A 24,673-nucleotide genomic window follows, 5' to 3' on the forward strand; every position below is an offset into this window, starting at 1 on the left:
GGCGCTGCAGGCAGCGGCGTGCTCGCCGCTCTTAGCGCGTCAGCGTGGCACTGCGGACCGGCTCATGGGCCTCCCTGGCGCGGGCAGCGGCTGCAAGACCATTGCAGCCGGCGGTTGCCGCGGGAACTGTGTCTGCGCCCGCCTGTCGCCCACCCTGGCGTCAGGCGCGGCGCATCAGGCTGTAGCTCTGCGCGCTGGGGCCGAAGTCGGGCATGCCGGCCAGGAACAGGGCAAGCGGGACAACGTCCGCGGGATCCTTGAACCATTCTCCGGGCGGCACGGCAACGTCACGCGTCATGTCGGTCCTGACCGGCCCCGGTATCAGCTCATTGACGCTGATGTTGTCCTCCTGGAGTTCCGTCGCCAGCGACTGGGTAAGCATCCACAGGCCGCTCTTGGAGCACGAGTACGCCGAAAAGCCCGCGTTGGGCCGCTTGCGCTGGCCGGAACCGATCATGATGATCTTGCCGGCACCGCGGCGGCGCAGGTGGGGAATGGCGGCATGGGCGGTGTGGTAGGCACCGGTCAGGTTGATATCGATGGTCTTGCGCCAGAGCGCGGGATCGCCGTCAGCGATCCTGCGCTGCTCGAGCGCAACACCGGCATTGGCCACGACGATATCGACACCGCCGAAGGTATCGCTGGCGCGCCGGAACAGGGTCGCAACGGTCTCGTAGTCCGCCACGTCTACGGTCTGGGCAATGGCCCGGCCACCCGCCTCGCGGATCAGCGCGGCGGTCTGCGCGATGTCGGCCTCGCTGCGGGCGCTGCATACCACCGCAGCACCGGCGCTGGCATAGGCCATGGCGATGGTGCGTCCGATGCCGCGGCCCGCGCCGGTAATCACGGCAACTTTGTCCTTGAGCAGGTTGGGGTCGATCTGGCTCATTGTCAGTCTCTCAGTCTCGCTTTGCGTTGCAATGGGGTGCAGGGAATCAGGGCGGCGCTGCGATCAGGCGTGTCGCTCAGAACGGGCGATCGCCGATCACCGTGGCCCGGTCCATCCTGCGATGGCACGGCGGGTAGTCCATGACCGCGTAATGCTGGGTCGAGCGGTTGTCCCAGATCGCCACGCTGTTCGGGGTCCAGCGCCAGCGCACCTGATACTCGGGAACGTGGGCTTGCGTGATCAGGTAGCGCAGCAAGTCAGCCCCGCCGGGGTTGTAGTCCTGCCCGAAGCGCACGCGTTCGGGCGTATGGAAGTTCGTAAAGTGGGTGGTAAAGCCGTTCACGAACAGCACCTTCTCGCCGGTCTCGGGATGCGTCCGGACGACCGGGTGCTCGGCGTCCGGAAACTGGGCCTTCAGCGCGAGGCGCTTTTCAATCGGCATGGCTGCTCCGAAACTTGCCTCGATGCTGTGGCGCGCGCGCAGGTTGGCGATCTGGTCCTTGACGTGTTGCGGCAGGTTCTCGTAGGCGAGCACCATATTGGCCCACATGGTGTCTCCGCCGACAGGCGGGCATTCGCGGCAACGCAGGATGCTGGCAAGCGGCGGAGCTTCGCGCCAGGTCGCATCCGTGTGCCAGGAATTCTCATAACGCGGCGTGGGCTCCTCGGGGCTCTTGTAGATGCGGACCAGCCCCGGATGTTCGGGATCGCTGCCCGCTACCGGATGGTCTTCAAGTTCGCCAAAGCGGCGGGCAAAGGCGACGTGCTCGCCGGCCGTGATGTCCTGGTCGCGCAGGAACAGCACACGGTGCCTGAGCAGCGCTTCACGAATGCCGGCGAATACGCCGTCATCATGAATCGCGTCGGCGAGGCTGACGCCGACCAGTTCGGCGCCGATGGAACAGGTAAGTGGCTCGACTCGCATTGCGACTCCGAAAAATTGTAGGTAGCGCTCGAAGCAGAAGGGTCGATGCAAGTATTGAAGAACCCGCGCGCGATGCATTGACATTCCGGGGCAGCGACTTTACATTTTGGGGCACCTTGGGGGAACTCCTATGTCGACGCTGCTGCAACACGTGAACCTGACGGAGTTTGTCGACGTGGCCCGCCAACTCGGCCTGGATCCCTACCGCCAACTCCGGCAGGCGGGTATCAGCCCGACGGCCCTGGTGGACCCCGAAATGCGGGTACCGGCGAAGTCGGTCATGCAGTTGCTGGAGGATTCGGCGCAGCTTGCCGGCCTGGAAGATCTCGGGCTGCGCGTGGCGGAAACCCGTCAACTGACAACACAGGGCCCCCTGTGGACGGTGATGCGCGAGGGCGCCACCCTGCGCGATGCGCTGGATGCAATGGCGCGCTATCTGCATCTGCTCAACGAAGGTATCGATTTGCGCATCGAGACGGTCGGGGACGCCGCGCTTGTCAGGCTTGAACTCCTCGTATCCGTCGAAGGTTCCATGCGGCAATCGACGGAGTTCGTCATTTGCCTCTGGTTCCGGTTGTTCAAGCTGCTTGTCGGGACGGCATGGAAGCCGCGCAGCGTCTGCTTCACCCACGCCGCGCCAGCCAGCCTTGCCACGCATCGGCGCGTGTTCGGCGTACCGGTGCGATTCCGCCAGGATTTCGATGGCATCGTGCTGGCCGCCTCCGATCTCGACGTGGCTGGCGCAGCCTCGGATCCGGCGCTGGGCCGTCATGCGCGCGAATTCCTGGATATCAAGCTGGCGCAATCCGGCCCCGCCATGCCGGCCAAAGTACGGAAGCTGGTATTCGCGCTATTGCCAACCGGCGAGTGCGGGGCCGAACAGGTGGCCCGGCAGCTTGGCATCGACCGCAAGACGATGCATCGCCATCTGGCTGCCTATGGGCAGAACTACCTGGCCGTCGTCGATGCAGTCAGGGTCGACCTCGTCACGAGATACGTGAAAAACAGCGAACGGCCGCTGTCGGAGGTTGCGATCCTGATGGGCTTTTCCTCGCTCAGTGCCTTCTCCAGGTGGTTCTCCATGCGCTTCGGCTGCAGCGTGTCGGCGTGGCGCCGTCAAGCACCCGCAGCGGAAAATACGCGCTAGCGCTGCGCAGCGGCTGGGGCTTTCCGATTATCCGAAGCAGGCCGCCGGGTGCGCCCCCTGCGCGAAAGTGGGGGCGAAACGGACACGATAGGACCGGAACTACTCGAGACCTTCCAGCAGTCCCAGCAGCTGGGCGCGCCGCACGGCGTGCTTGCGCGTGCCGGCGCTCAGCTTGCCGAAGAGGTTCTTCACATGCCACTTGGCCGTGACCTCGCCCACGCCGATGGCCTGTGCGATCTCCTTGTTCGAGAGATTGCGCGCCAGCAGTTCCAGGACTTCGCGTTCCTTTGGGGTCAGCACCGTACTGGCCACGGCACGCGGCTCCCTGGTCGGGCGTTCGGCGCGGCGCGGCGTGCGCGCCACCGGTAACCGCTGGCCGTCGCCAGGCTCCGCGGCACCCTCCTCTACCAGACGCCTGCCCCAGTCGGCGAGTGCCGGATGCGCGTCAGCGAAGGTGCGGGCCAATCCATAGGTCTGCGCAAGGTTCATGGCTTCCCGCATCAGCGGGCGGCTGTCCTCGCCGCCGCGATGACGCACGAACGCCTCCAGCGCCATGATCTCGATACGCTTGCGCCCGAGCTTCATGGCCTCCGCCGCGGGTGCCGCCCGGCGCAGCGCATCGAGCGCGGATGGCCAGTCCTGGGCGGCGACTGCCGCATTGGCATGGGCCATGGCCTGCATCAGCGCCACGTCGCGGCACCACAACGGGCCGTGGCCCGCCTCGGCCCCGGCGACGAGTTCGTCAAGGCGGACGATCAGGGCCCGGCAGGTCTCGGCGCGGAAGCGCCCGGCGTGCATGCGCACCTGCTCCGCCAGGCTCGCAATGCAAAGCCGCGGCGTCCGGCGCGCAACGCCCACCGCGTACAACGCTTCGAGCAGGTCGAGTGCGCGGTGCTCGGCGCCGTGCACGGCTGCCACGCGCGCAGCGCTCACATATGCCAGCAACGACGTCTCGGCCGTGCCCGACCGCTCCAGCACGTCGAGCCGGTTGGCGAGCAGCGCAGCGGCTTCGTCGACCCGGTCGCTCTCGTAGACCGCCGCGGCCAGCAGCGACGCGAGCATGCAGGCGAGCGGATGGCGGCGGCCAAGGTCGGCTTCCGCGCTCGCCAGCGTGGGCCGCAAGATCGCTTCGCTCAGCATCACCTGCCCCTCACGCAGGTAGCTCATCCCGATCACGAATTCGCCCCAGCGCGCTGCGTAGCGATGTCCCTCACCCAGGTCGCCGCGGGGCGCGAGCTGCAGGTGGCGCCGCGCGTTCCCGGTCTGCCCATGCAGGATTGCGGCCATTGCCAGGCGGTTGGCATGCATCTGGGCGAGGCGCGGGTCGTGCGCGGCAGGCTGCTGCCGCCACGGCTCCAGCAGCGCCAGGCAACGGTCTGGCTGGTCCGCGTAGTAGGCCGCGATGCTCAGGATCAGCGCACATTCATAGCGCAGGACGGCGTCGTCGTCCGCGCCGTCAAGCATGCGGGCGACCAGCGCTTCGGCCTCCGCATGGCGCTCGCCCAGCGCGAGCACCCAGGCAGCGGCAAGGCGCAGGCCCGGGTAGCGGTCGAGTTCCGCGTCAGGCAGGCGCTCCAGCCATTCGAGCACGGTACCCAGCCGCCCCTGCATCACAGCGTCGTATAGCGAGCGCCCTGCCAGCTCGTAGGCAAGCGCATGCTGGCCCGCCGCGTGTGCGTGACGCGCGGCTTCCTCGGTGATGCCGCGCGCGGCGAGCCAGCGCAGTGCCCGCGTGTGCAGTTCGTCCTGCTCCGTGCGGGGCAGCTCGGCCAAGCGAGCCTGCAGGACACTGCGCGCGAGCGCGTGCAGCCGGCACCAGTCGCTGTCGTCGCCGGAGACGAAGATCGGTGTCTCGCGGACCAGCCGTGCCAGCTGCTCCGGCGCCTGCTCGGCGCCCGTCAGCGCACGGCACAGGTCCGGATGAACGTGGTCGACGACGGCGATGCGGGTCAGGAACGCGACGTCGTCGGGCGTGAGCTTGGCAATCAGGCCACCAACCAGGTGCTCGCCTTCATCAGCCGGGCGAGCCGCCATGGCGTCCACGACGCTGCGCGGATCGGCGCCGCGCTCCATGGCCGCCAGCAGAAGTTGCAGGCCGAGCGGCCATCCGTCGGTCAACTCATGCAGGCGCGCGCAACTGTCGGCATCGACCCGGTCGCCGAAGCGGCTGCGCACGAGGGTCATGGTTTCATCAAAGCGGAAACGCAGCGCTTGCGCGCCGATGACGGTGCACTGGCCGTACGCCGTCAGGTCGCTTAGCGCGGTGTCGAACCCGCCGCGCGCCGCGACTACGATGCGCAGATTGGGAGGCGCGTTGTGCAGCAGGTAAAGCAGCGCCGCCACCCCGTCCTGCGAGAGACGTTCGGCTTCGTCGACGATCAGTACAAGGTCCAGCGATGTCTGGGCCACCTCGGCCAGCCAGGCCGTGAGCCCTTCAGTGCTGCCCGGCGCCGCGGCCGCGCCTTCGAGAAGGGTGCGGCCAAAGCCGGGCCGCGCGCAGCCTGCGCGGACGGCAAGCACAAGGCATTGCAGGAAATGCAGCGGATCGTCGTGGGTATCCGCGGAAACCCAGGCGACGGCCGCGCCGTGCGCCAGGTACTCGCGGCGCCATTGCGCCAGCAGCAGCGTCTTGCCGAAGCCCGGTGGCGCCTGCACGACCACCGCGGGCCGGTCGCGCAGCGCTTCGCTGTCGAGGCTGAGGCGCGCACGCGCAAGCAGGTGCCGCGGCGCGCGCGGCGGCATAGTCTTGAGCGCAAGCTCGGAAAACGCGGTATCCGAGCCGCGGTTCACGGAGGTCATCTGGCAGGTACTGGTTGGCCTGGATGCGACGCTCGCCGGGACGTGCATGCCGGGCTGCGTGCGCGGCAATGCCGCTTCCGCGGCTTCGCCCTGCCGTTGGGCGCGGCGTGCCTGGCTCGAAATCTGGTGTCTCATTATAGGCACACCGCGGGCCTGGCGGGCCATCGCCCCCTCCTCCGCGGAGGGGGCGTATAAGCTGTCCCACGGCTAGCATGCGTCCAGGTCGAAACGGAACGCGAGGTGCATTCGATGCAATTCATGGACGTGTGCGCGCTGGAGCAAGCACGTGTGCTGGTCGGGGTGCCGACATGAGCCACCGTTGTCCCGATGCCGACGCCGTCACGTGCCGCCACCTGCTGGTCCCGCTCGACGAAACGGATCAATGCATGGCCACCGTCATCGGGGCCATCGAGCTGGCACGCATCGCGGCCGCACGGCTCACGTTCGTCCATGTGCCGCGCCTGATCACAGTACCGCGCGACGAGATGAGCCGCGGCCGCGAACTGCTCGTCAAGGCCGAGTCGGTGGCGCGGGCGCTAGGGGTGCCATGTGCGACGGCTGGCTTGGCCGGGGGCGACGCACCTGCCACCATCCCCGCAAGCAGGCCTGCCTCTATGGCAGGCTGCGCCGGCGCACGACCCGGACCGACGCCGAACTCGACGAACTCGACGAACTCGACGAACTGGAGCGCCAGCATGAACGCAATGCGCAATGGGCTGGCGCGCTCACCGAAGCCGTTGAGCGGTTTGCTAGCGGCGGCCCGCTGGCGGAACTGCTAGGCAAGGTAGATCACTACGCGCAGTTCGTCTGGGCGCTCATGGGGCGCGAGGAAGGCGTCATCCTGCCGGCGGCGCAGCGCTACCTGACAGAAGCGGACTGGGACAAGATCAACGCCGCTTACGGTTCGGCGAATCCCGTCGCCGCTCCCGGCATGCGTGCCGGTGGGCATGAGGAGCGCCAGTTCGACACACTGCTTGCCTTCATCGCCGACCTTCCGGATGCCGATTGCGTGGCCCGTATTTGCTCGCGAGCAGGAAACGTATCGATGCGGCACAGCTGAGAGCGCGGCCACGCGCTCCGAATCGTGGCCTGTGGATCAAGACCGTCAAACGGGCGCCAATGGATGCGCCATTCACCATCAGGAGGAGATCATGCAATTTCTCGACGATTCCCTGCACCCCGAGAACCAGGACAAGGTAGTCATCACCGTGGCCCCGTACGGCCCTGAGTGGATGCCGCAGGACTTTCCGGAAGACATCCCGGTGACAATGGAAGACCAGGTGCAGAAGGCTGTCGATTGCTACAACGCCGGCGCCACCGTGCTGCACCTGCACGTGCGCGAACTGGACGGCAAGGGCTCCAAGCGCCTGTCAAAATTCAACGAACTGATCGCCGGCGTGCGCAAGGCCGTGCCGGACATGATCATCCAGGTCGGCGGCTCGATCTCGTTCGCGCCGGAAGACGACGGCCAGGCCGCCAAGTGGCTGTCGGACGACACCCGCCACATGCTGGCCGATCTCACCCCGAAGCCCGACCAGGTGACGGTGGCGATCAACACCACGCAGATGAATATCATGGAGCTGCTCTATCCCGAGTACCTGAAGGGTACCTCGCTGGAGCATCCCGCCTACCAGGCCGCCTACCGGGAAATGACCGTGCCGGCCGGGCCGGGCTGGGTCGAAGAGCACCTGCGCCGCCTGAGCAACGCCGGCATCCAGCCGCACTTCCAGCTCACCGGCATTCACGCGCTGGAAACGCTGGAACGCCTGGTGCGCGCGGGCCACTACAAAGGCCCGCTGAACCTGACGTGGATCGGCATCGGCGGTGGCTTCGACGGCCCCAACCCGTTCAACTTCTTCAACTTCGTCCACCGCGCGCCGGATGGCTGCACGCTGACGGCGGAATCGCTGCTCAAGAACGTGCTGCCGTTCAACATGATGGCGATGGCGATGGGCCTGCACCCGCGCTGCGGCATCGAGGACACCATCATCGACCAGCACGGCAACCGCATGACCTCGGTGCAGCAGATCGAGCAATGCGTGCGCGTGGCCAGGGAACTGGGCCGCGAGATCGCCTCGGGCAAGGAAGCGCGCGAGATCTACCGCATCGGCACCTGGTACGACAGCGTTGAAGACACGCTGGCCGCCCACGGCATGGCGCCCAACCGCCAGGCCGGCATCAGGAACCTGCCGCTACGCGCCGCCTGATGTGCGAGGCCCGCCCGGACGCTAATGCCGTTCAGTTAACCACTGCCGCCGAGGCCCATCGCGCACTCGAATCGAGGAAGACCAGCGGCGCTACCGTACTGGTGCCGTAACACATGCGGCCTGGCGCCCGGGGCATCGCCGCCTCGTACGCCTTGACGCGACACGACCACCGGGGCGACGTGTTCATGGCATGATCGCCCCGAAGCCATTGCAGGAAATCGGAGAGATCATGGACCTGAAGTTAAAAGGCAAGCGTGCAATCGTGACCGGCGGCAGCCGCGGCATAGGCAGGACGATTGCGCTTCAGCTCGCGCAGGAAGGCGTGGACGTCGTGCTCGCCGCGCGCGCGAAAGAAGCGCTGGAGGCGACCGCCGCGGAACTTGCGGTGCTGACCGGCCGCCGCATTGTGCCGCTCACGGTCGACACCGCCGACAAAGCGTCCGTCGATGCCATGGTGGCGCAAGCGATCGAAGCCCTGGGCGGCATCGATATCCTGATCAATGCCGCGGCCATGCCGGGCGGCATTTCGCCAGCCACGCGGCTCGACGAGATCGTCGATGCGCAAGCGCTCGAAGACATCGACATCAAGGTCATCGGCTACCTTCGTACCGCACGGGCGCTGGCTCCGCATCTCGCCGCGAATGGCTGGGGCCGCATCATCAATATCGGTGGGCTGGCGATCTACCACACGGGCCGGCCGGTCGCCACGCTGCGCAACGTCGGCGTGGCGGCCATCACCAAGAACCTTGCTGACGAACTTGGACCGAAGGGCATCAATGTCACGGCGGTCCATCCCGGGCCAACGCGCACCGAGAAGACCGACGCGGCAACCGAGGCATGGGCGGCGACCAGGAGTTCGCTTGGCCGCATGGTCGATGCCAGCGAGGTCGCTTGCGTGGTGACCTTTCTCGCCTCGCCCTTGAGCGTGGCAATCAACGGTGAGGCCATTGCCGTCGGCGGCGGGACGCCGGGCATCATCCACTACTGACTTCGCCGCCATCGGCGGCGGTTGACCTGCGGGCCCCCGGACGAAGCGGGGCCCGCGGCTTGCTGCCGATCTCAGTGGCCGTTGCCTTCCTGGAGCCGCTGGCGCAACACCGCGCGCAGATCCTCGCCGTAGCCGGTAAGGGTGCCGCCGTCCACCGCCAGCATCTGGCCGGTGATCATGTCCGCGCGCTCGCTGGCGAGAAAGGACACCGCTTCACCAATCTCGGAGGGCTTGCAGAACCGGCCCAGCGGTACCGTGCGCCGGATCAGGGCCTCGCGCTTTTCGGGGCTTGCGTACGCTTCGATCGCAGGCGTCAGGATGCCGCCGGGGCATACCGCATTGACGTTGATGCGCTGGTCGGCCAACTCCCATGCAAGATGCTGGGTCAATCCCGTGACCGCATGTTTGGACGCCGTGTAATCGACGCTGCTGAAGTACGCCATGCGAATGCCGGCGATCGAATCGATATTGACGATCTTGCCCTTGCCCTGCGCCTTCATGGCCGGGATGACTGCCTGGCAGCAGAACAGGATGCCCTTGGCATTCACCCCCATCACGTGGTCCCAATTCTCCTCGGTCACATCGCAGACCAGCGCGGAGGCCCCGCCCACGCCGGCATTGTTGACCAGGATGTCGATGGTGCCGAACGCCTCGAGGGTCTGGCTGGCCATGGCTTGCGCTTCGGCCTTCTTGCTGACATCGGCGCGGATGGCAATGGCACGCTTTCCCTCCGGATCGAGGCTGGAAGCGACGCGCCGGGCCGCCTCAAGGTTCAGGTCAACCACGGCGATCCTGGCCCCTTCCCGCGCCAGCACGTGCGCGATGCCTTCGCCGCCACCCTGGCCAGCCCCGGTGATGATGGCTACTTTGTCCTTCAGTTCCATTGTCGTCTCCTTGCGAACCTGCGCAGATTTATCGATGTTTCCAAAATTCACGACAACGCCAAATTCTCGTCGTCCCCGCGGAGGCGGGGACCCAGCGACTTGTTGTCCCCCTGCGGGGACTTCAAAGACGCTGGATTCCCGCCTGCGCGGGAATGACGGTGGTCGTTTTCATGTCGTCGTGAATTGGGGAAAGCTCAGTAATGCCGTGCGCGTGCCATGCGCGCCATCGCACGCAACCCAGCAAGTATCCGGGAATGACGCCCACTCGAGTTGACAATCCGGGGCACTGGATTGACGGTTTGGGGCAGGGCAATCGTCGACAAACGGGAAGCAGATCCGCGCCGCGCGCCGATCACCGGATCAGGCCGCGGCGCGGTTCCATTTACGCTGTCGCCGCCGCACGCGGCCGCGCCACTTCGGCGTGCGGAGCGCCTGCGTTGTCGGCATGCAGGGTGAAGTTGAAGCGGATCAGCGAGAACGGCTTGTTGACACCCAGCGCCTGCATCGCGGCCGCGTCCGCGACGCGCGTCACCGGGGGTACCAGCCCTTCGCGCGTGGCGAAGGCAAAGTCGTCCCACAGGTAGGGATCGCCGTCGATATTGATCTGCGTGGTCAGCTTGCGGTGCCCCGGCGCCGAGACAAAGAAGTGGATGTGGGCCGGGCGCGTGCCGTGGCGGTCGAGCTTTTTGAGCAGCCGGTCGGTGGCGCCATCCGGCGGCACGCTGTAGCCGACCGGTACGATGCTGCGCAGGCGATAGCGCCCTTCGCTGTCGGTCACGATGGTACGGCGCAGGTTGAAGGCGCTCTGGGTCGGATCGAAGTAGGAGTAGTTGCCCATCGAGTTCGCATGCCAGACCTCCACCTTCGCATCGCGCAGCGGCCTGCCGGTGCCGTCGAACACCTGCCCTTCCATTACCAGCACCTCGCCGTCGTCGGTGCCATCGTCGAGCCGCGCCTCGCCCTGCGCGACCGGCGCGCCGGCCACGTACAGCGGCCCTTCGATGGTGCGCGGCGTGCCGCCGCTGATGCCCGCCCGCGCCTCGGCCTCATCCATGCGCAGGTCCAGGAAGTGGTCGAAGCCGAGCCCGGGCGCGATCAGGCCGAGTTCGCCGCTGCGGCCCGCCTCAGCAAGGTAGTTGAGGCCGGCCCAGAATTCTTCCGGCTGGATATCGAGGTCCTCGATCATGTAGAACAGGTCGCGCACCATGCGGTGCACGATTGCGGCGATGCGCGGGTTGGCATCCTGGCCGGTGGTCTCTTCGATGCGGTTCAGTACGGCGTCGATGGCGATCTTTTCCATGTTTGTCTCCGATGGCCTTGCGGGGGAAGTGGCAAGAGTGGAAATGGTGGGGAGCTGCGGTTCAGAGCGAGCGGAACAGCGGGCTGCGGGTGGCCTGGCTCGCATCGGCCGCCGACAGGAATTTTTCGGTGAAAATATCTTTCTCGAACAGCCGGCCCTGCATCAGCGTGGCAATGCAAGCCTCGATCATCGGCGGCGGCCCGCACAGGTAAGCGCGCCAGCCGCGGAAGTCGTGGCTGAAATGGCGGGCGGCCAGGTCGTGGACATAGCCGCGCTCGCCGGCCCAGTCGCTTTGCTCGGGCTCGCCGGAAAGCACCGGCAGGTAGGTGAAGTTGTCGTGATGCTGCGCCAGTGCCTCGAACGCTTCGCGGTAGTACAGTTCGCTCGCGTTGCGAGCACCCTGCACCAGCACGATCTCGCGCGGGTCGCCGCACGCCAGCAGGTCGAGGATCATCGAACGCGGGCTCGACAACCCCGAGCCGCCCGCCATGAACACCAGCGGCCGCGGGTCGCTCTTGCGCACGAAGAAGCGGCCCAGCGGGCCAGAGAGCTGCAGACGCTCGCCTGCCTGCAATTGCTCATGCACGTAAGTGGTGACGCTGCCGCCGGGGACGAGGCGGATGTTCAGCTCGATCTCGGCCGCCGTGGGCGCGCTCGCAATCGAGAACGCGCGCGGCGTGGCCTCCTTGCCGATCCACACGTTGACGTACTGGCCGGGCTGGAACTGCAGCGGCTCGCCGTCGATGCGCAGGAACACGCCCTTGATGGTCGGCGTGAGCGCCTCGATGCGCACCACTTCGGCGGTGAAGTCCGTCAGCGGCAGGCATTGCGCGTCGGGGTCGGGCTCGATGTCGGCCTCGATCACCATGTCGGACACCGGCGTGGCGCAGCAGGCCAGGCACTTCGCTTCCTCGCGCTCGAAATCCATCAGCGCGAACGGCGATGCCTCGCCGTGGTCGAGTTCGCCTTGCAGCGTCTGTACCTTGCAGGTCCCGCACAGGCCATGGCCGCAGGCATGCGGCAGCCACACGCCGGCGCGCAGGCACGCATCGAGCACGGTCTGGCCCGCTTCGATGTCGATGGTCTGCCCGAGGGGCTCGATGGTCAGTTGGTAGGTCATGACAGCCTCCGTAATACCGTGGGCGCGGCAGCGTCAGTTGCAGGAGCCGGCAATGCCGCGCAGGCCGGGCGTGCGCAGGCGCAGCAGCGACTTGTGCCCGAGCCCGTTGGCCACCAGACTGGCGGCGGTGTCCGGTGCGAAGGGCTCGCCGCCGCGCAGCCACTGCGCCTGCGTCCAGTCGATGGCGGCGCCGTCCGGATGGGCGGCCAGCAGCGGCGCGATGACGTCGCTGACCATGGCGCCGAACGGCAGGTCGGGCGGCAGCGGCAGCGTGAACGGGCTGCAGAACAGCAGGTGCTGGTCCCAGCCGAAGTACACGAGCTGGTTGCCGTGGAAGTTCCCGATGCGGTCGCGGGTCTCGCCCGCATAGCCGGGATTCAGTGCAATGACTGGCATGGTGGTCTCCGGTGTGCTGTTCAGTCGTGTCCGTGGCCGCAGCACGGCGCGCCGCCGCCCTGCTCCGCAGCCTGCGCGCCTGCGGCGCCGGTCCAGCGCTGCCAGTTGGCGCGGTCCTGCGAATCGGCGAAATCGCCGCGGTCGGCGGGGCTCAGGTGATACCAGTCCAGCACCTCGGGCAGCGTCGCGCCGCCGCAGTTGCCCTGGAAGATCTGGTGCACCGGCAGCCACGCCTGCACATACTTCTCGGGCTCGTCCAGGAAGATGTCGCGGCAGCCGTCCGAGCAGAAGTGGTAGTGGTCGCCGTCATGCTCGGCCTCGCGGTAGCAGATCTGCGTCGGATCGTCGGGCTCGGTGAAGGCCATCGGGATCTGGCACACCTGGCACAGCATCGGCAGGCCAGGGTTGTACCAGCGCTGCCCGGTCTGCTGTTGCTGCTGCCAGTAGTCGAAGCGCGGCCGATAGTGCTTGTCGAAGCTGTCGGGATACTTCTCGGCGAGCCAGGCCATCTCCGACGGTTCGGGCACCCAGGTGTGGATTGCCGCGGCGTGGTTGAAGTTGTAGAAGATCGACCAGGCGATGTGCGACAGGTGGTCCTTCTCCTTCGCGGCCTGCTCGTGGTACCTGGGCATGCGGATGCCATAGCGCGCCAGGTCGGCGAACAGCGCGCCGCCGTTCTGCTCGAAGTAGATCTCCCACGCCTCCTTCCAGCTCATCACGCGCTTGGGCAGCATGTAGTCCATCATCATCGCCACCAGCGTCAGCAGGCGGTAGCCGCGCCAGAACCACTTGTCGATCCACTTCTGGATGATCGGGCGGTTGGCCGGGTCCTGCTCCAGCATGAACTTCACCACTTCCAGCCCGAGCGTCATGTGGCGCGATTCATCGGACTGTGCGGAAAAGCCGAAGGTCACGGTAGCCATGTCGCCGTTGTAGGCCGCGCCCGACATGAACGGCATGAACAGCAGGTTGGTCAGCACGTATTCGAACGAGAACGAGATGGCCGTGATGAACTCGAACGGCCCTGCCGTCATGGCGTCCTCGAAATACGACTTCGGCACCGACAGATACCACAGCCGGTCATGCAGGTGGCGCCAGTCGGCAAAGCCGTTGAAGTACTTGTTGTAGTGGCTGATGGTGTGGATCTGCGTCTGGCAATGGCGCAGCTCGTCGATCGACTGCATCTGGCACGCCACGCGCGCGCCCACGCCACGCAGGTTGCGCCCGGCCATGGCAAAGCCGCGGTGCGCGGCATACTCCAGCGGCGACACGCCGGTCAGGAACAGCTTGAGCGCGTTGACGTAGCGCGCGTCGGTGACATTGAGCTGGCCGTTGTTCTGCTGGAACGCGTCGATGATCGCGTACAGCTTGCGCTCCTTCTCGGACTGGAATTTCCAATACGCGTCCATGGTCAGGCGGAACGGGTCTTCCCAGCCGTTCCAGTCGTGGATCACGATGCCTTCGAACTGGTCGTGCGGGAACACGGCATCCATTGGCTGGTAAGTGGTTTCCCAGCCCAGGTCGCGCGTCAGCACGGCGTACTTTTCCTTGAGCGACAGCTTGGGCCGGGCGGCCTGACGGGCGGCTGCGGCGGTTGCGGTGACGGTGGTCATGTGCTTGTCTCCTGATGTTCGGACCCGGGGCTCAGTGCCAGGCCAGCACGAACCGGTCTTCGGTTTCGTCGATGTTGCCGGCCAGCGAGATCAGGCCGAGCTGCAGTTCCTGCACGTCCCACGCGCGCCCCATGCGTTCTTCCACGCTGGCGCGGTTGATTTCCAGGCGCCCCGGCGCGTCGATCTTGACCATGGCCGGATAGCGGTTGACGGTGGCATGCGGGTTGTCGGCCTCGATCGCGTCGATGACGGGACGCATCTCTTCGTTGGCCTGCAGGGCGATAAATACAATCTGTGCGGTCATGGCGTGCTTTCCTGGTGTCATGCAGCGGCGGCTACGGGGGCCGGCGTGGGAGATGCCGTGTCGGCGGCGCGGACCAGCCCGAGCCCCGCCAGGCGCCTGGTCAGCGCGGCAACCGCTTCGCCCAGTGCCGCATCGGCGTCGTCGGCGAACAGGCGGCGCGCCAGCGGCGCCAGCGCGTGCTGGAAGCGGTCGAGCCATGCACAGGCGAAGCCTGCGATCACGCCGGCGTTTGCGGGCGATTCCTGGGCCGCCGTCCTGACCGTTGCGTCAACCCAGCGCGTGGTTTCTGCGTACCAGGTGGTCATGAAGTCGGTGACCAGCGAGAACGCCGGGCTTTCGACGGACAGGCGCGCATCCAGGCGCTGGTAGACCAGCGGGTAAAGCAGCCCGTCCATCACGAGGTTCTGCGCCACGTGCAGTTCGAACCAGTCCTCACGCACGATCAGGTCCTCGATCGCATGGCGCAGTGGCTGCCAGGCCAGGTCCTCCATCCATGCCGTCTTGGCGGCATCGACCGCCGCCCTGTCGCCGGCCAGCAAGCCGATGCGGGTCAGGTACTGCGCAATGCCAAGACGATCCATGGTCTGGAACATGGCCGCCTCGGTGATGGCCGAGCCGAAGCCATAAGCCGTGATGGCGGCGTTGTTCATGTTGGCTGCCCACTCCACGTGGCGCAGGGGCACCACGCCCAGCGTCAGCAGTTCGCGCAGTTGCGCCGGCAGCGACGCCAGCAGGCCGCGCTTCTCCACGAACTCCAGGTTCTTCTCCATCGTGTCTTGCTGGCGCGCCCGTGCATTGACGTAGCTGCCGTAGTAGAACTGGCGCGGATCTTTCAGCGCATACCAGTCCTGCATGACCACCTGCGTGCGGCGCGCGTCGTAGAGCTCGTATTGCGGCTGCCACAGCGGCCGGTAGTGGAAGCTGGTTTCGGGCTGCAGGTCGTACATCGCCTCCTGGTAGCGCGTGGCGGGCTTGTCGGCGCCAAGGCGCCGTTGAAGATTGGCGAAGGTCTGGCGGATCGGGCTGACGCTGTCCGTACGGATATCGATTTGCATGATGGTTGCTCCTGTCTCCCTTGTGGTGTTCTGGTGTTCGGCTTGTCCGTGGCTCAGGCCACGGTATCGCTCCATTTATCGCGCTCATGTTCCAGTGCGCGGCCCAGCAGGTGCGGCACCGCGATGGCGCACTGGGCGGCGCAGAACGCCGAGAACTGGTCAGGGCGCATGACCAGCTCGACGTAAAGCGCGGGGTCGCCGAGCGAGAACTCGAACTCGACCCACTGCTCGTCGCGCGCGGTCACGCGGACGTAGGGCTGGGCGCGTCCGCGGGCCGGCGACGTGGACTGGGCAATCAATGCGGTCATGTCTCGCTCCTGCTGCGTTGCACACCGATGGGTGCGTGCTGTTTTTGGTGAGAGGAGATATAGCGAAGGCCGTGCCACCGGCTGCAAAGCCGCGTGCCGCAACGGATTGCGGGAAAGCGGCAGGCGTTTCCATGGCGCGCTCGCTTGACGATTTGATGAGGTGAAAAAGCCGGTTTTCACCAAATGATCAAATCCGGTGGTACTGCGCCGCACCATGCAGTCGGCACCGTCGTCGGCCGTTGGCCAAGCCCCCGATCGCGCGTGTTAGGCTACGGAAAAACCGAGGCTCAGGACGTTCCCCTCCGGATCGATTCGCGCCCGCAGGCATTCTGGAGATGGAGATGACCGCGCCCCCCAAGCAGCCACAGTTCGACCTGGCTTCGCTGCTGACGATTGACCCCAAGGCCGCGCAGATCCGGCTGGGCGATTCGCGCATGGTGCTGATGCACACCGAGGCCCTGAGCTACCTGCGCAAGGAGATCCTGGATACGTTGGGCCTGGAACGCGGCAAGGGCCTGCTGATCCGCATGGGCTACGCGCAGGGCATGCGCGACGCCGAGATGGTCAAGCGCGAACGCAAGGATGAACTGGAGACTTCGCCTGACGATGCGTTCCTGCTCGGGCCACAGCTCCATATGCTGGAAGGCGTGACGCGCGTCGACCCGGTCCGGCTGGAGATCGACCGTGACACCGGCCACTTCTATGGCGAATTCCTGTGGCAGGACTCCTGGGAAGGCGAAGCCCCCTACAACGAGGAACTGAGCCGTGAGGAAGGCGGCTGCTGGGTGCAGCTCGGCTATGCCTCGGGCTATAGCAGCACGTTCATGGACCGGCTCGTCATCTATAAGGAAACCGAATGCCAGCGCCGGCTCGATGCACTGTGCCGCATCGTCGGCAAGCCGGCCGAGGAATGGGACGACCCCGAATACCTGAAGTACTTCGAGCCCGACTCGGTCATCAGCGACCTGCTCACGCTACAGCAGGAAGTCAGCACGCTGCGCGAGACGCTGTGCGGCGCCAACCAGGGCAACCTGATCGGCCAGTCCCCCGCTTTCCGCGAAGCCTTTGGCCTGCTGTCGGCCGCGGCGGACAGCCATATCACGGTGCTGCTGACGGGCGAAACCGGCGCCGGCAAGGAGATGTTTGCGCGCTGGCTGCACGACCACGGGCCGCGCGCCGAGCAGCCGTTCATTGCAGTGAACTGCGCGGCGATTCCACACGAACTGATCGAATCCGAGCTGTTCGGCGTCGAGAAAGGCGCCTACACCGGGGCCCAGCAGTCGCGCCCCGGCCGCTTCGAGCGCGCGCACGGCGGCACGCTGTTCCTCGACGAGATCGGTGACCTGCCGCTGTCGGCCCAGGTCAAGCTGCTGCGAGTGCTGCAGAACGCCGAGGTCGAGCGCCTGGGCGGCGTCGAGACGCGCAAGATCGACGTGCGGCTGATTGCGGCCACCAACGTCAACCTTGCGCAGGCAATCCGGCAGGGCCAGTTCCGCGCGGACCTGTTCTACCGGATCAGCACCTACCCGGTGGCGATCCCGGCCTTGCGCGAACGGCGCGAAGACATTGCGGAACTGGCGCAGGCATTTATCCAGCGCTTCAACGCGTGCTACCAGAAGCAGGTGCGCGGCCTGAGCCAGCGCGCGCGCGAAGCGCTGATGCAGTACCAGTGGCCCGGCAATATCCGCGAGCTCGAGAACATGATCGAGCGCGGCGTGCTGCTTGCGCCCGCGGCCGGGTTGATCGATACGTCCCACCTGTTCGCCAGCCAGCAGGGGCAGGCCGCCGAGGCACCCGAGGACGCCGACGCCCTGCTGCAGAGGCTGCTGGACCAGCAAGTATCGCTGCCGCAGATCGAGGCCCGGCTGATGCAGCTCGCCATCGACACGACGCGCGGCAACCTGTCGTCGGCGGCGCGCATGCTGGGCATTACGCGGCCGCAACTGGCGTATCGGCTGAAGAAGTGACCATCCGGCCGGGCACGGCCGGCCGGACGGAAGCATTACCGCAGACGCCTTCGGCGCGCGGCAACGCATGGCGCTGATCGGCTGCCGTCGCGGGCAGCGCCGGCATGGCCCATCACGGCGACGATTCAGTCAGCGTGGATGCCACGCTGGCGAATCAGCGCACCCCACTTCTCGGTTTCCTTTGCCAGGTGGTTGCGCAGCACGCCGGGCGGGCTGCCGATCGGCTCGGCGCCGATCAGCGCCAGGCGTTTCTGCACGGCCGGCTTGCGCAGGGCTTCGAGCATCGCGCGATTCAGCGTGTCAATGACGGGCTGCGGCGTCTTCGCGGGCACGAAGGCCGCGAACCACGGCGACAGCTCGTAGCCCGGCAGTCCCGCTTCGGCGACGGTCGGCACATTGGGCAGCGCGCTGGAGCGCGTGGCGGTCGTGACGGCGATCGGCGTCAGCTTGCCCGCGTCGATCTGCGGCTTGGCCGAGGTGATGCTGTCGAACATGTAGTCCACTTGCCCGCCGAGCAGGTCGGTCATGGCCGGGCCGCTGCCCTTGTACGGAATATGCAACATGTCGACGCCCGCCATGGACGTGAACAGTTCCGCCGCCAGGTGAATGGAAGTGCCATTGCCGGCCGAGGCATAGGTAAACCTGCCCGGCGATGCCTTGGCGTGGGCGATCACGTCCTTGACCGTGGTCTCATTCCGGCGCGCCTTGTTCGCAACGAGCACGTTGGGCACGACGGCCAGCAGAGATACCGGGGCGAAGTCCTTGATCGGGTCGTACGACAGCTTGCCGTACAGCGCCGGGTTCACGGCCATGCCATTGGCCACGATGATCAGCGTATAGCCGTCGGCCGGCGAACGTGCCACGAGTTCGGCACCGATATTGCCGCCGGCGCCGGGCCGGTTCTCGACCACGATCGACTGCCCGAGCGTGCGCGACATGTCCTCGCCCAGCGTGCGAGCGATGTTGTCCATCGCGCCGCCCGATGGGAACGGCACGATCCAGCGGATAGGGCGATCGGGATAGGCCGCATGCGCGGCCGGTGCGGCAAACGAAAGGCTTGCCGCCAGGACAAGCGCGGCTGCGCGGCCGGTACAGGCCAGCCGCTGGAACAACGTCTTCATGGTCTTCTCTCCTCGTGCCCGCGCGATGCGGGTTGTACTTGCCTTGCGCTGCGCTTCAGCGGATCGACTCGTCAACGTCGCGCGCGGTGTCCCCGCTGGCCAGCGTCCACAGCACAGGCAGCGTGGTGCGCACCGCACCGCGAGCAGCTGGCCAGCGGCGCGCCCAGGTGGGCAGGTCGACCAGGATGGCTTCGGCCGAGGTGATCGTGGCTGTCATACCTTTGTGCTGAGGATAGGAATCGTTGTGGAAGTATGAAACTTGACTCGCGCAGCGTCCAAGACCGATGATGTCTCAATCGATACCCTATAGGTATGCCAATGGAACTACGACACCTGCGCTATTTCCACGTTGTGGCCCAGGAGCTCAACGTCACGCGGGCCGCCGAGCGCCTGCATATGGCGCAGCCGCCGCTTTCGCGCCAGATCCGGCAGCTTGAGGACGAGGTAGGGGTGGCGCTGTTCGACCGCGTCGGACGTGGGCTGCGGCTGACCGAGGCGGGCCGCTTCCTGCTGGAGCAGACCACGCAGCTGACCCAGCGCCTCGAGGAAACGATCGAAAGCACGCGACGCATCGGCCGGCAGGACAAGCGCTGGTTCGGCATCGGCTTCGTGCCGTCGGTCCTGTATGGGGTGCTGCCGGAGTTGATCCGCGAACTGCGTGGATCGGCGCAGCCGGTGGAAGTCGGACTGGCCGAGATGATCACGGTCGAGCAGGTCGAGGGGCTCAAGTCCGGCCGCATCGACCTGGGTTTCGGCCGTATCGCGATCAACGACCCGGCGATCCGCCAGGAGGTGGTGATGGCCGAGCCGCTGGTGGCGGCGGTGCCGGCCAGCCAGCCGGCGCCGGCCCAGGCCACGCTGACACCGCAGAGCCTGGCCACGCGCCCGTTCATCCTGTACCCTGCGCGGCCGCGGCCGAGCTATGCCGATCATCTGCTGTCGCTGTTCCGCGCACAGGGGCTGCAGTTGCGCGTGGCGCAGGAGGCCAACGAGCTGCAGACCGCGCTGGGGCTGGTGGCGGCCGGGGTCGGCATCACGCTGGTGCCGGCCTCGATCCAGCGCCTGCATCGCGACGATGTCCGCTACTGCCCGATCGACGCGCCGGGGTTCGTGTCCCCCGTCATCATGAGCTATCGCGTCGGCGACACCTCGCCCTTCCTGGCCCAGGCGGTAGCCTGGGTCATGCGGCAAGCGCAGTAAGGACCGGCGCACTGGTTGATGGCGCTGATGCGGTGGTAGTCCTCGACGGACTGGTCCGCGATCTCCGAAGCGGGAATCTGGATGCCGGCGTTGTTGACAATAATGTGGCAGGCGCCGACCTCCTTCATCGCTCGCGCCAGTGCTAGTTCCTGGAGAACTCGATCCGCACGCTGCCGCTGCCGAGCGCCCGAGCCAGGCCAGCAGGGTCGTCCACGCGGCCGAGGCGCGTGTACGCCCTTTGGCTACGATCGAAAGCTTTCCCCGACGTTGTTCCGCCACTACACGGCGGTGCGCGAATTTCTCGGTGTCCAGCCCTACATTGGCACAGATGCCAACGAAGTGACGATTCGCGCAGCGCGCGAAGCCGCGGAGAAGATGGATCGTAAGCGCGAAATTAACCGCACCTAGCTTTTCCGGCTGAGAGTGGGCAGGCTTGCGTCCGCAACCACTATTTGCGGACGCAAGCATGATGGACAACGAATGTGAAGTTCCGTCGCTGAGAGTGACCCGTGTTCGCTCCAACGGGAAGCGAGACTTTGACCCCAGGGATAAGCGCCAACTGGTCGAGGCGTGTCTGCGGCCAGGGGTATCGGTAGCTGGGATGGCGCTCAAGGTCGGCATCAATACGAACCAGTTGCGCAAGTGGATTCGGCTGCACCAAGCGGCAACAGAAGCCGCGGCGGCCGACAGTGCGGAGCTTGCATTGCCAGCGTTCGTACCGGTCGTCGAGGCTAGCGGCGGAACACGCGTCCCGGCATCGCCGGTGGCACTGCAATGTCTGCCGGCCCAGGCGCCCGCTTCCACCCAACCATCGGTACGTCCGTCGCTGAAACCTGCACTACTGACGGCGCGGCTGCCCAACGGCGTGACGGTCGAACTTGAATGCGGCGGACAGGACGTTGCGCTGGTGAAGGCGATGATCGAAGCGTTGGGAGCGCGTTGATGTTCCGGCTCGATGCTGACCTGCAGGTCTACCTGCACCGCAATGCGGTGGACTTCCGCCTCGGGATCAACGGGTTGATTGCGCTGGTCGAGCAGTCGATGCAGCTTGATCCGTTTGCCCGCGCCGTCTACGCCTTCCATAACCGTCGGCGCAACCGCATCAAGCTGTTGCTGTGGGACCGCAACGGGTTCTGGTTGCTGCTCAAGCGCCTGGAGGAAGACCGCTTCGTGTGGCCACGGCGTCAGCAGGCGGTGATCGAGCTGACAACCGAGCAGTTGCACTGGCTGCTGGACGGCATCGACGTGGACGCGGTGAAGCGCCACCCGTCACGCAAATATCAGCACACGGCTTGATGGTCGTTCGGGGTGACGTATACCCGATTGCGCCATGGCTGCACTATCGTGTTCAGCATGAACGAACACGACCTCTCCCAATTGCCGCCGGCCGCCCAGGCCTATATCCGCGAACTCGAAGCGAGGGCCGCTGCCAACGCTCAGCACATCGCCGAGCTGAACGAGCGCATCAAGCTCCTTGAAGAACAGTTCCGCCTCGCGCAGTCCAAACGCTTCGCACCAAGCAGCGAGAAGCTCAAGGACCGAGTGTTCGACGAAGCGGAGCAAATGGCCACTGCGGAGCCGGCCGACGACGATGAGATGACGCGCTCGCGCCGCCGGACACGGGGTTGCCGGAGCCTGACAAGCCTGCAGGCCGCAAACGTGGTCGCAAGCCGCTGCCAGCGGACATGCCGCGCCAGCGAATCGAGTACGACCTGACCGAGGACCAGAAGGTCTGCCCATGTTGCCAAGGTTCGATGCACCGCATGGGCGAGGAAGTCAGCGAGCAGTTGCACATCGAAGCAAAGGTCTCCGTTCTGCAGCACGTCCGCTTCAAATACGCGTGTCGGCACTGCGAGCGCAATGCCGAACGCACGCCGGTGGTGACTGCGCCGATGCCGGCGCAACCACTGCCGGGCAGCAACGCCAGCCCAGCGATGCTGGCGACGGTGACCACCGCCAAGTACGTGGACGGCACGCCGCTGTACCGCATGGAAGACGCGCTGGGTCGCGCCGGCATTGCAGTTGGCCGCGGCACACTGGCCAACTGGATCATCCGGCCCGCGCAACTGCACTACAGCCGGCTGTACGAGGCGCTGCGCCGCACGCTGCTGTCGCAGCCACTGATCCATGGCGACGAGACGACGGTGCAGGTGCTCAAGGAGGAAGGCAAGGCCGCGCAGAGTAAATCGTACATGTGGGTGTATCGCAGCGCGGAGGACTGCGAGCATCCGGTGGTGCTGTTCGACTACCAGCCGGGGCGCGGACAGGAGTATCCACAGGCGTTTCTCGCAGGCTACGAGGGCATGCTGATGACCGATGGCTACAGCGCCTGGCGCACGCTCGAAGGCGTTACCCACTTTGGCTGTGTTGCGCACGCGAGGAGGATGTTCGTTGATGCGCAAAAGGGGCAGAAAAAGCCCAGCGCTCGAGTACTAAAGGCGCTCGAGTACTTCCAGGCCCTGTATCAGGTCGAGACGCTTGCCAAGGCAGAGCTACCCGAATGCGAAACGCGCGTCGACTACACGTACCGGCTGCGTCAACAGCACAGCGTGCCGCTGCTGGAAGCCCTCAAGGCATGGCTGGACCAGCAGGCACCGCAGGTACTGCCGGAAAGCCTGCTGGGCAAGGCCATCGCCTACGCGCGCAACCAGTGGGAATACCTGAGCCGATATGTTATCGATGGGCGTGCGCCCATCGATAACAACTGGTGTCATGCCGCTAGCGGCATGAACCGGATTATGCCGACTCCCCGATTATGCCGCGTCATGAATCCATGCACACAATGGATGGGTGGATCTCTGTTCCCGGCCGCTCGGATTGTCGGCATTATCAGAGAGCCTCCAGGAAGGCGAGCAACGGATCTGGAGGTTTGTAGCGTGTCGGCGCGACACCGCTCGCCGTGGCGTGCGCGAGCGCGCGTTCCTTGAGTTGCATGTCGGCGTGCAAGTAGATCTGAGTCGTCTCGGAGGACTCGTGACCGAGCCAGAGCGCGATTACGGACAGGTCTACGCCGTGATGTAACAGGCTCATCGCGGCCCCGTGTCGAAGCGTGTGGGGAGTTACTGATTTGTCCTTCAGCGAGGGGCACGAGCGGCACGCGATTGCGACGTTGCGTGACACAAGCCGCTGAAGTGCGTCGGCGCTAAGACCGCCACCGCGCGAACTGGGGAAGACCGGATCGTCGGGTTCGCCAGGTTGATAGCGTAGCCATGCTTTCATCACCGCGACGACGTCTGGTCGAAGCGGAGTGCATCGCATCTTTCTGCCTTTGCCGAGGCAACGGACGTGGGCGCCTGTACCGAGCACCACATCCTGACGCCTGAGAGAGGTCAATTCGCTATTCCGCAGACCCGTTTGAACCGCTACAAGAAGCAGCGCTCGATCGCGGTTGCCGATCCATGTTCGTACATCAGGTGCCGCTACTAGTGCTGCGGCCTCGCTCTCGGTTAGAAACTCGACGGGACCATGTTCACAACGTTTGGATGGAATTGCAAGGATACGCTGACACTGCAGAAACAACGCAGGTTCGCTGACCGCGACGAATCGGAAGAAGGCATGCACGGCGGCGAGCCGCGTGTTGCGTGTCCGCACCGAATTGCCTCTGCCGTGTTCGAGGTGCTGTAGGAATTCCTCGATCAACGACACGTCGAAGTCCTCGATTCGCAGCTTTGACGGCGTGCGCCCGATACGCTTCGTGGCAAACGCTAAAAGCAGCCGGAACGTGTCACGGTAACTTGCCACCGTATGCGAACTCAGACCTTGCTGCTCGAGCAGACGCTGGCTAAAAAAACGCTGAACGAGGGATGGGAGACTGGCGGCGCTCACGGCTGTTCTCCTGGACAGTTCTTGTCGAGATAGGCTGCCGCGAGTTCGAGCAACTCAGGAACCGCTTCGATGTACCAGTACGTAAGACCGACGTTGACATGCCCGAGGTAGGCGGCGAGTTTCGGCACTTCCCGACTTACGTCGCGACCGGCACGATACCACTCGACCAGCCGTCCAGTCGCGAAGCTATGCCGGAAGTCCTGGAGGCGTGGGCCGTAACCATCGCGCCCATCCTCTGTCGCCGATCGCAGACCGACAGCGCGCGACATTCTGACGAACATACTTCGTGCGGTGCCGGCCTTCAATCGCTTGCCGCTCTCACTAACCAGGAACGCCTCGCTCAATCGTAAAGGACAGAGTTGATCGCGTTTCTGGACGTAGTGTTCGAGTGCCACCCGTGTCGACTCTGCTACAGGAACACACCGCGATTTGCCGAGCTTCGATTCCCGGATGGAGAGTATCCCGCTGACGAGGTCAACGTCGGACCGGTCGAGCCGAAACGCTTCGCCTGGTCAGTGCTCGCATGCCGGTTCGGGATCGCAGTTGAGCTGCTCGGGTCATAAGCAGATCAATTTCCTGCTCAGTGTAAATGTGCGGGGCATTGCGCCGTCTGCGGGCACTCAGG

The 24,673-nt window shown here is 65.7% G+C and carries 23 protein-coding genes and 1 pseudogene; 9 read left to right on the forward strand and 15 right to left on the reverse strand.

The features are described from left to right. Positions 1–160: 160 nt before the first annotated feature. Positions 161–889, reverse strand: coding sequence for an SDR family NAD(P)-dependent oxidoreductase (locus JTE92_RS06285; RefSeq protein WP_063239284.1), 729 nt, complete (start codon positions 887–889; stop codon positions 161–163). 76 nt (positions 890–965) lie between these two features. Further along, entirely contained in the window at positions 966–1,814 is an 849-nt protein-coding gene (locus JTE92_RS06290) for a TauD/TfdA dioxygenase family protein (protein ID WP_063239283.1), read from the reverse strand. A gap of 130 nt (positions 1,815–1,944) precedes the next feature. Between JTE92_RS06290 and JTE92_RS06295 the strand changes: the two genes are divergently transcribed. Then, positions 1,945–2,961 carry an AraC family transcriptional regulator gene (locus JTE92_RS06295; RefSeq protein WP_063239282.1) on the forward strand — a complete coding sequence of 339 codons (1,017 nt, stop codon included), beginning with the start codon at positions 1,945–1,947 and terminating at the stop codon, positions 2,959–2,961. 99 nt (positions 2,962–3,060) lie between these two features. Here the strand turns inward: JTE92_RS06295 and JTE92_RS06300 are convergent, their stop codons facing one another. Further along, positions 3,061–5,760 carry a winged helix-turn-helix domain-containing protein gene (locus tag JTE92_RS06300; RefSeq protein WP_063239281.1) on the reverse strand — a complete coding sequence of 900 codons (2,700 nt, stop codon included), beginning with the start codon at positions 5,758–5,760 and terminating at the stop codon, positions 3,061–3,063. A gap of 547 nt (positions 5,761–6,307) precedes the next feature. Between JTE92_RS06300 and JTE92_RS06305 the strand changes: the two genes are divergently transcribed. The 3 genes from JTE92_RS06305 to JTE92_RS06315 all read left to right on the forward strand — a co-directional run bounded on the left by JTE92_RS06305 (position 6,308) and on the right by JTE92_RS06315 (position 8,955). Further along, the gene (locus JTE92_RS06305; RefSeq protein WP_063239280.1) at positions 6,308–6,820 is read left to right on the forward strand and encodes a hypothetical protein; all 513 of its coding nucleotides are present in this window, start codon (positions 6,308–6,310) and stop codon (positions 6,818–6,820) included. Positions 6,821–6,911: 91 nt separating this feature from the next. Then, on the forward strand, positions 6,912–7,967 hold the full coding sequence (locus JTE92_RS06310; RefSeq protein ID WP_063239279.1) for a beta-keto acid cleavage family enzyme: 1,056 nt from the start codon (positions 6,912–6,914) through the stop codon (positions 7,965–7,967). A 229-nt stretch (positions 7,968–8,196) separates the two neighbouring features. Further along, positions 8,197–8,955: an SDR family NAD(P)-dependent oxidoreductase gene (locus tag JTE92_RS06315; protein WP_063239278.1), complete on the forward strand. Its 759-nt coding sequence runs from the start codon at positions 8,197–8,199 to the stop codon at positions 8,953–8,955. A gap of 71 nt (positions 8,956–9,026) precedes the next feature. Here the strand turns inward: JTE92_RS06315 and JTE92_RS06320 are convergent, their stop codons facing one another. From JTE92_RS06320 to JTE92_RS06355, 8 genes are all read right to left on the reverse strand, one after another. Continuing rightward, a complete protein-coding gene (locus JTE92_RS06320; protein ID WP_063239277.1) occupies positions 9,027–9,839 on the reverse strand; it encodes an SDR family NAD(P)-dependent oxidoreductase in 813 nt (270 codons plus the stop codon). A 382-nt stretch (positions 9,840–10,221) separates the two neighbouring features. Further along, positions 10,222–11,139 carry a catechol 1,2-dioxygenase gene (catA, locus tag JTE92_RS06325; protein ID WP_063239276.1) on the reverse strand — a complete coding sequence of 306 codons (918 nt, stop codon included), beginning with the start codon at positions 11,137–11,139 and terminating at the stop codon, positions 10,222–10,224. A gap of 61 nt (positions 11,140–11,200) precedes the next feature. Continuing rightward, entirely contained in the window at positions 11,201–12,259 is a 1,059-nt protein-coding gene (locus JTE92_RS06330; RefSeq protein WP_063239275.1) for an NADH:ubiquinone reductase (Na(+)-transporting) subunit F, read from the reverse strand. 33 nt (positions 12,260–12,292) lie between these two features. Continuing rightward, positions 12,293–12,655 carry a phenol hydroxylase subunit P4 gene (locus JTE92_RS06335; protein ID WP_063239274.1) on the reverse strand — a complete coding sequence of 121 codons (363 nt, stop codon included), beginning with the start codon at positions 12,653–12,655 and terminating at the stop codon, positions 12,293–12,295. A 20-nt stretch (positions 12,656–12,675) separates the two neighbouring features. Further along, entirely contained in the window at positions 12,676–14,268 is a 1,593-nt protein-coding gene (locus tag JTE92_RS06340; protein ID WP_063239273.1) for an aromatic/alkene/methane monooxygenase hydroxylase/oxygenase subunit alpha, read from the reverse strand. 31 nt (positions 14,269–14,299) lie between these two features. Continuing rightward, positions 14,300–14,572 carry an MmoB/DmpM family protein gene (locus JTE92_RS06345; protein ID WP_063239272.1) on the reverse strand — a complete coding sequence of 91 codons (273 nt, stop codon included), beginning with the start codon at positions 14,570–14,572 and terminating at the stop codon, positions 14,300–14,302. Between the two features lie 17 nt (positions 14,573–14,589). After that, positions 14,590–15,627, reverse strand: coding sequence for an aromatic/alkene monooxygenase hydroxylase subunit beta (locus JTE92_RS06350; protein ID WP_063239271.1), 1,038 nt, complete (start codon positions 15,625–15,627; stop codon positions 14,590–14,592). A 53-nt stretch (positions 15,628–15,680) separates the two neighbouring features. Continuing rightward, the gene (locus tag JTE92_RS06355) at positions 15,681–15,935 is read right to left on the reverse strand and encodes a phenol hydroxylase subunit (RefSeq protein WP_063239270.1); all 255 of its coding nucleotides are present in this window, start codon (positions 15,933–15,935) and stop codon (positions 15,681–15,683) included. A 341-nt stretch (positions 15,936–16,276) separates the two neighbouring features. Here JTE92_RS06355 and JTE92_RS06360 point away from each other — a divergent pair, with 341 nt between their 5' ends. After that, complete coding sequence (locus JTE92_RS06360; protein ID WP_063239269.1) at positions 16,277–17,902, forward strand: sigma-54-dependent Fis family transcriptional regulator; 1,626 nt, start codon at positions 16,277–16,279, stop codon at positions 17,900–17,902. A 125-nt stretch (positions 17,903–18,027) separates the two neighbouring features. Here JTE92_RS06360 and JTE92_RS06365 read toward each other — a convergent pair whose 3' ends face one another. Then, on the reverse strand, positions 18,028–19,023 hold the full coding sequence (locus tag JTE92_RS06365) for a tripartite tricarboxylate transporter substrate binding protein (protein WP_063239268.1): 996 nt from the start codon (positions 19,021–19,023) through the stop codon (positions 18,028–18,030). A gap of 55 nt (positions 19,024–19,078) precedes the next feature. Beyond that, the gene (locus JTE92_RS06370; protein ID WP_157096925.1) at positions 19,079–19,240 is read right to left on the reverse strand and encodes a hypothetical protein; all 162 of its coding nucleotides are present in this window, start codon (positions 19,238–19,240) and stop codon (positions 19,079–19,081) included. Positions 19,241–19,341: 101 nt separating this feature from the next. Between JTE92_RS06370 and JTE92_RS06375 the strand changes: the two genes are divergently transcribed. From JTE92_RS06375 to tnpC, 4 genes and pseudogenes are all read left to right on the forward strand, one after another. Next, on the forward strand, positions 19,342–20,223 hold the full coding sequence (locus tag JTE92_RS06375; protein ID WP_063239267.1) for a LysR family transcriptional regulator: 882 nt from the start codon (positions 19,342–19,344) through the stop codon (positions 20,221–20,223). Between the two features lie 466 nt (positions 20,224–20,689). After that, the gene (gene tnpA / locus JTE92_RS06380) at positions 20,690–21,166 is read left to right on the forward strand and encodes an IS66-like element accessory protein TnpA (protein ID WP_063239266.1); all 477 of its coding nucleotides are present in this window, start codon (positions 20,690–20,692) and stop codon (positions 21,164–21,166) included. Beyond that, positions 21,166–21,519 carry an IS66 family insertion sequence element accessory protein TnpB gene (tnpB, locus tag JTE92_RS06385; protein ID WP_063239265.1) on the forward strand — a complete coding sequence of 118 codons (354 nt, stop codon included), beginning with the start codon at positions 21,166–21,168 and terminating at the stop codon, positions 21,517–21,519. The genes tnpA and tnpB overlap by 1 nt, the downstream gene beginning before the upstream one ends. Positions 21,520–21,576: 57 nt before the next feature. Continuing rightward, positions 21,577–23,150, forward strand: a pseudogene (tnpC, locus tag JTE92_RS06390) (IS66 family transposase). On the opposite strand, the gene JTE92_RS06395 reads toward tnpC, so the two are convergent. Together JTE92_RS06395 and JTE92_RS30355 are read right to left on the reverse strand one after the other, a co-directional pair. Then, the gene (locus tag JTE92_RS06395; protein WP_084254616.1) at positions 23,053–24,048 is read right to left on the reverse strand and encodes a tyrosine-type recombinase/integrase; all 996 of its coding nucleotides are present in this window, start codon (positions 24,046–24,048) and stop codon (positions 23,053–23,055) included. The pseudogene tnpC and the gene JTE92_RS06395 overlap by 98 nt on opposite strands. Then, on the reverse strand, positions 24,045–24,509 hold the full coding sequence (locus tag JTE92_RS30355; protein WP_306431095.1) for a tyrosine-type recombinase/integrase: 465 nt from the start codon (positions 24,507–24,509) through the stop codon (positions 24,045–24,047). Before JTE92_RS30355 ends, JTE92_RS06395 begins: the two co-directional genes overlap by 4 nt. Positions 24,510–24,673: the final 164 nt, after the last annotated feature.

The sequence above is a fragment of the Cupriavidus oxalaticus genome (genome assembly GCF_016894385.1).
Lineage (GTDB): Bacteria > Pseudomonadota > Gammaproteobacteria > Burkholderiales > Burkholderiaceae > Cupriavidus > Cupriavidus oxalaticus.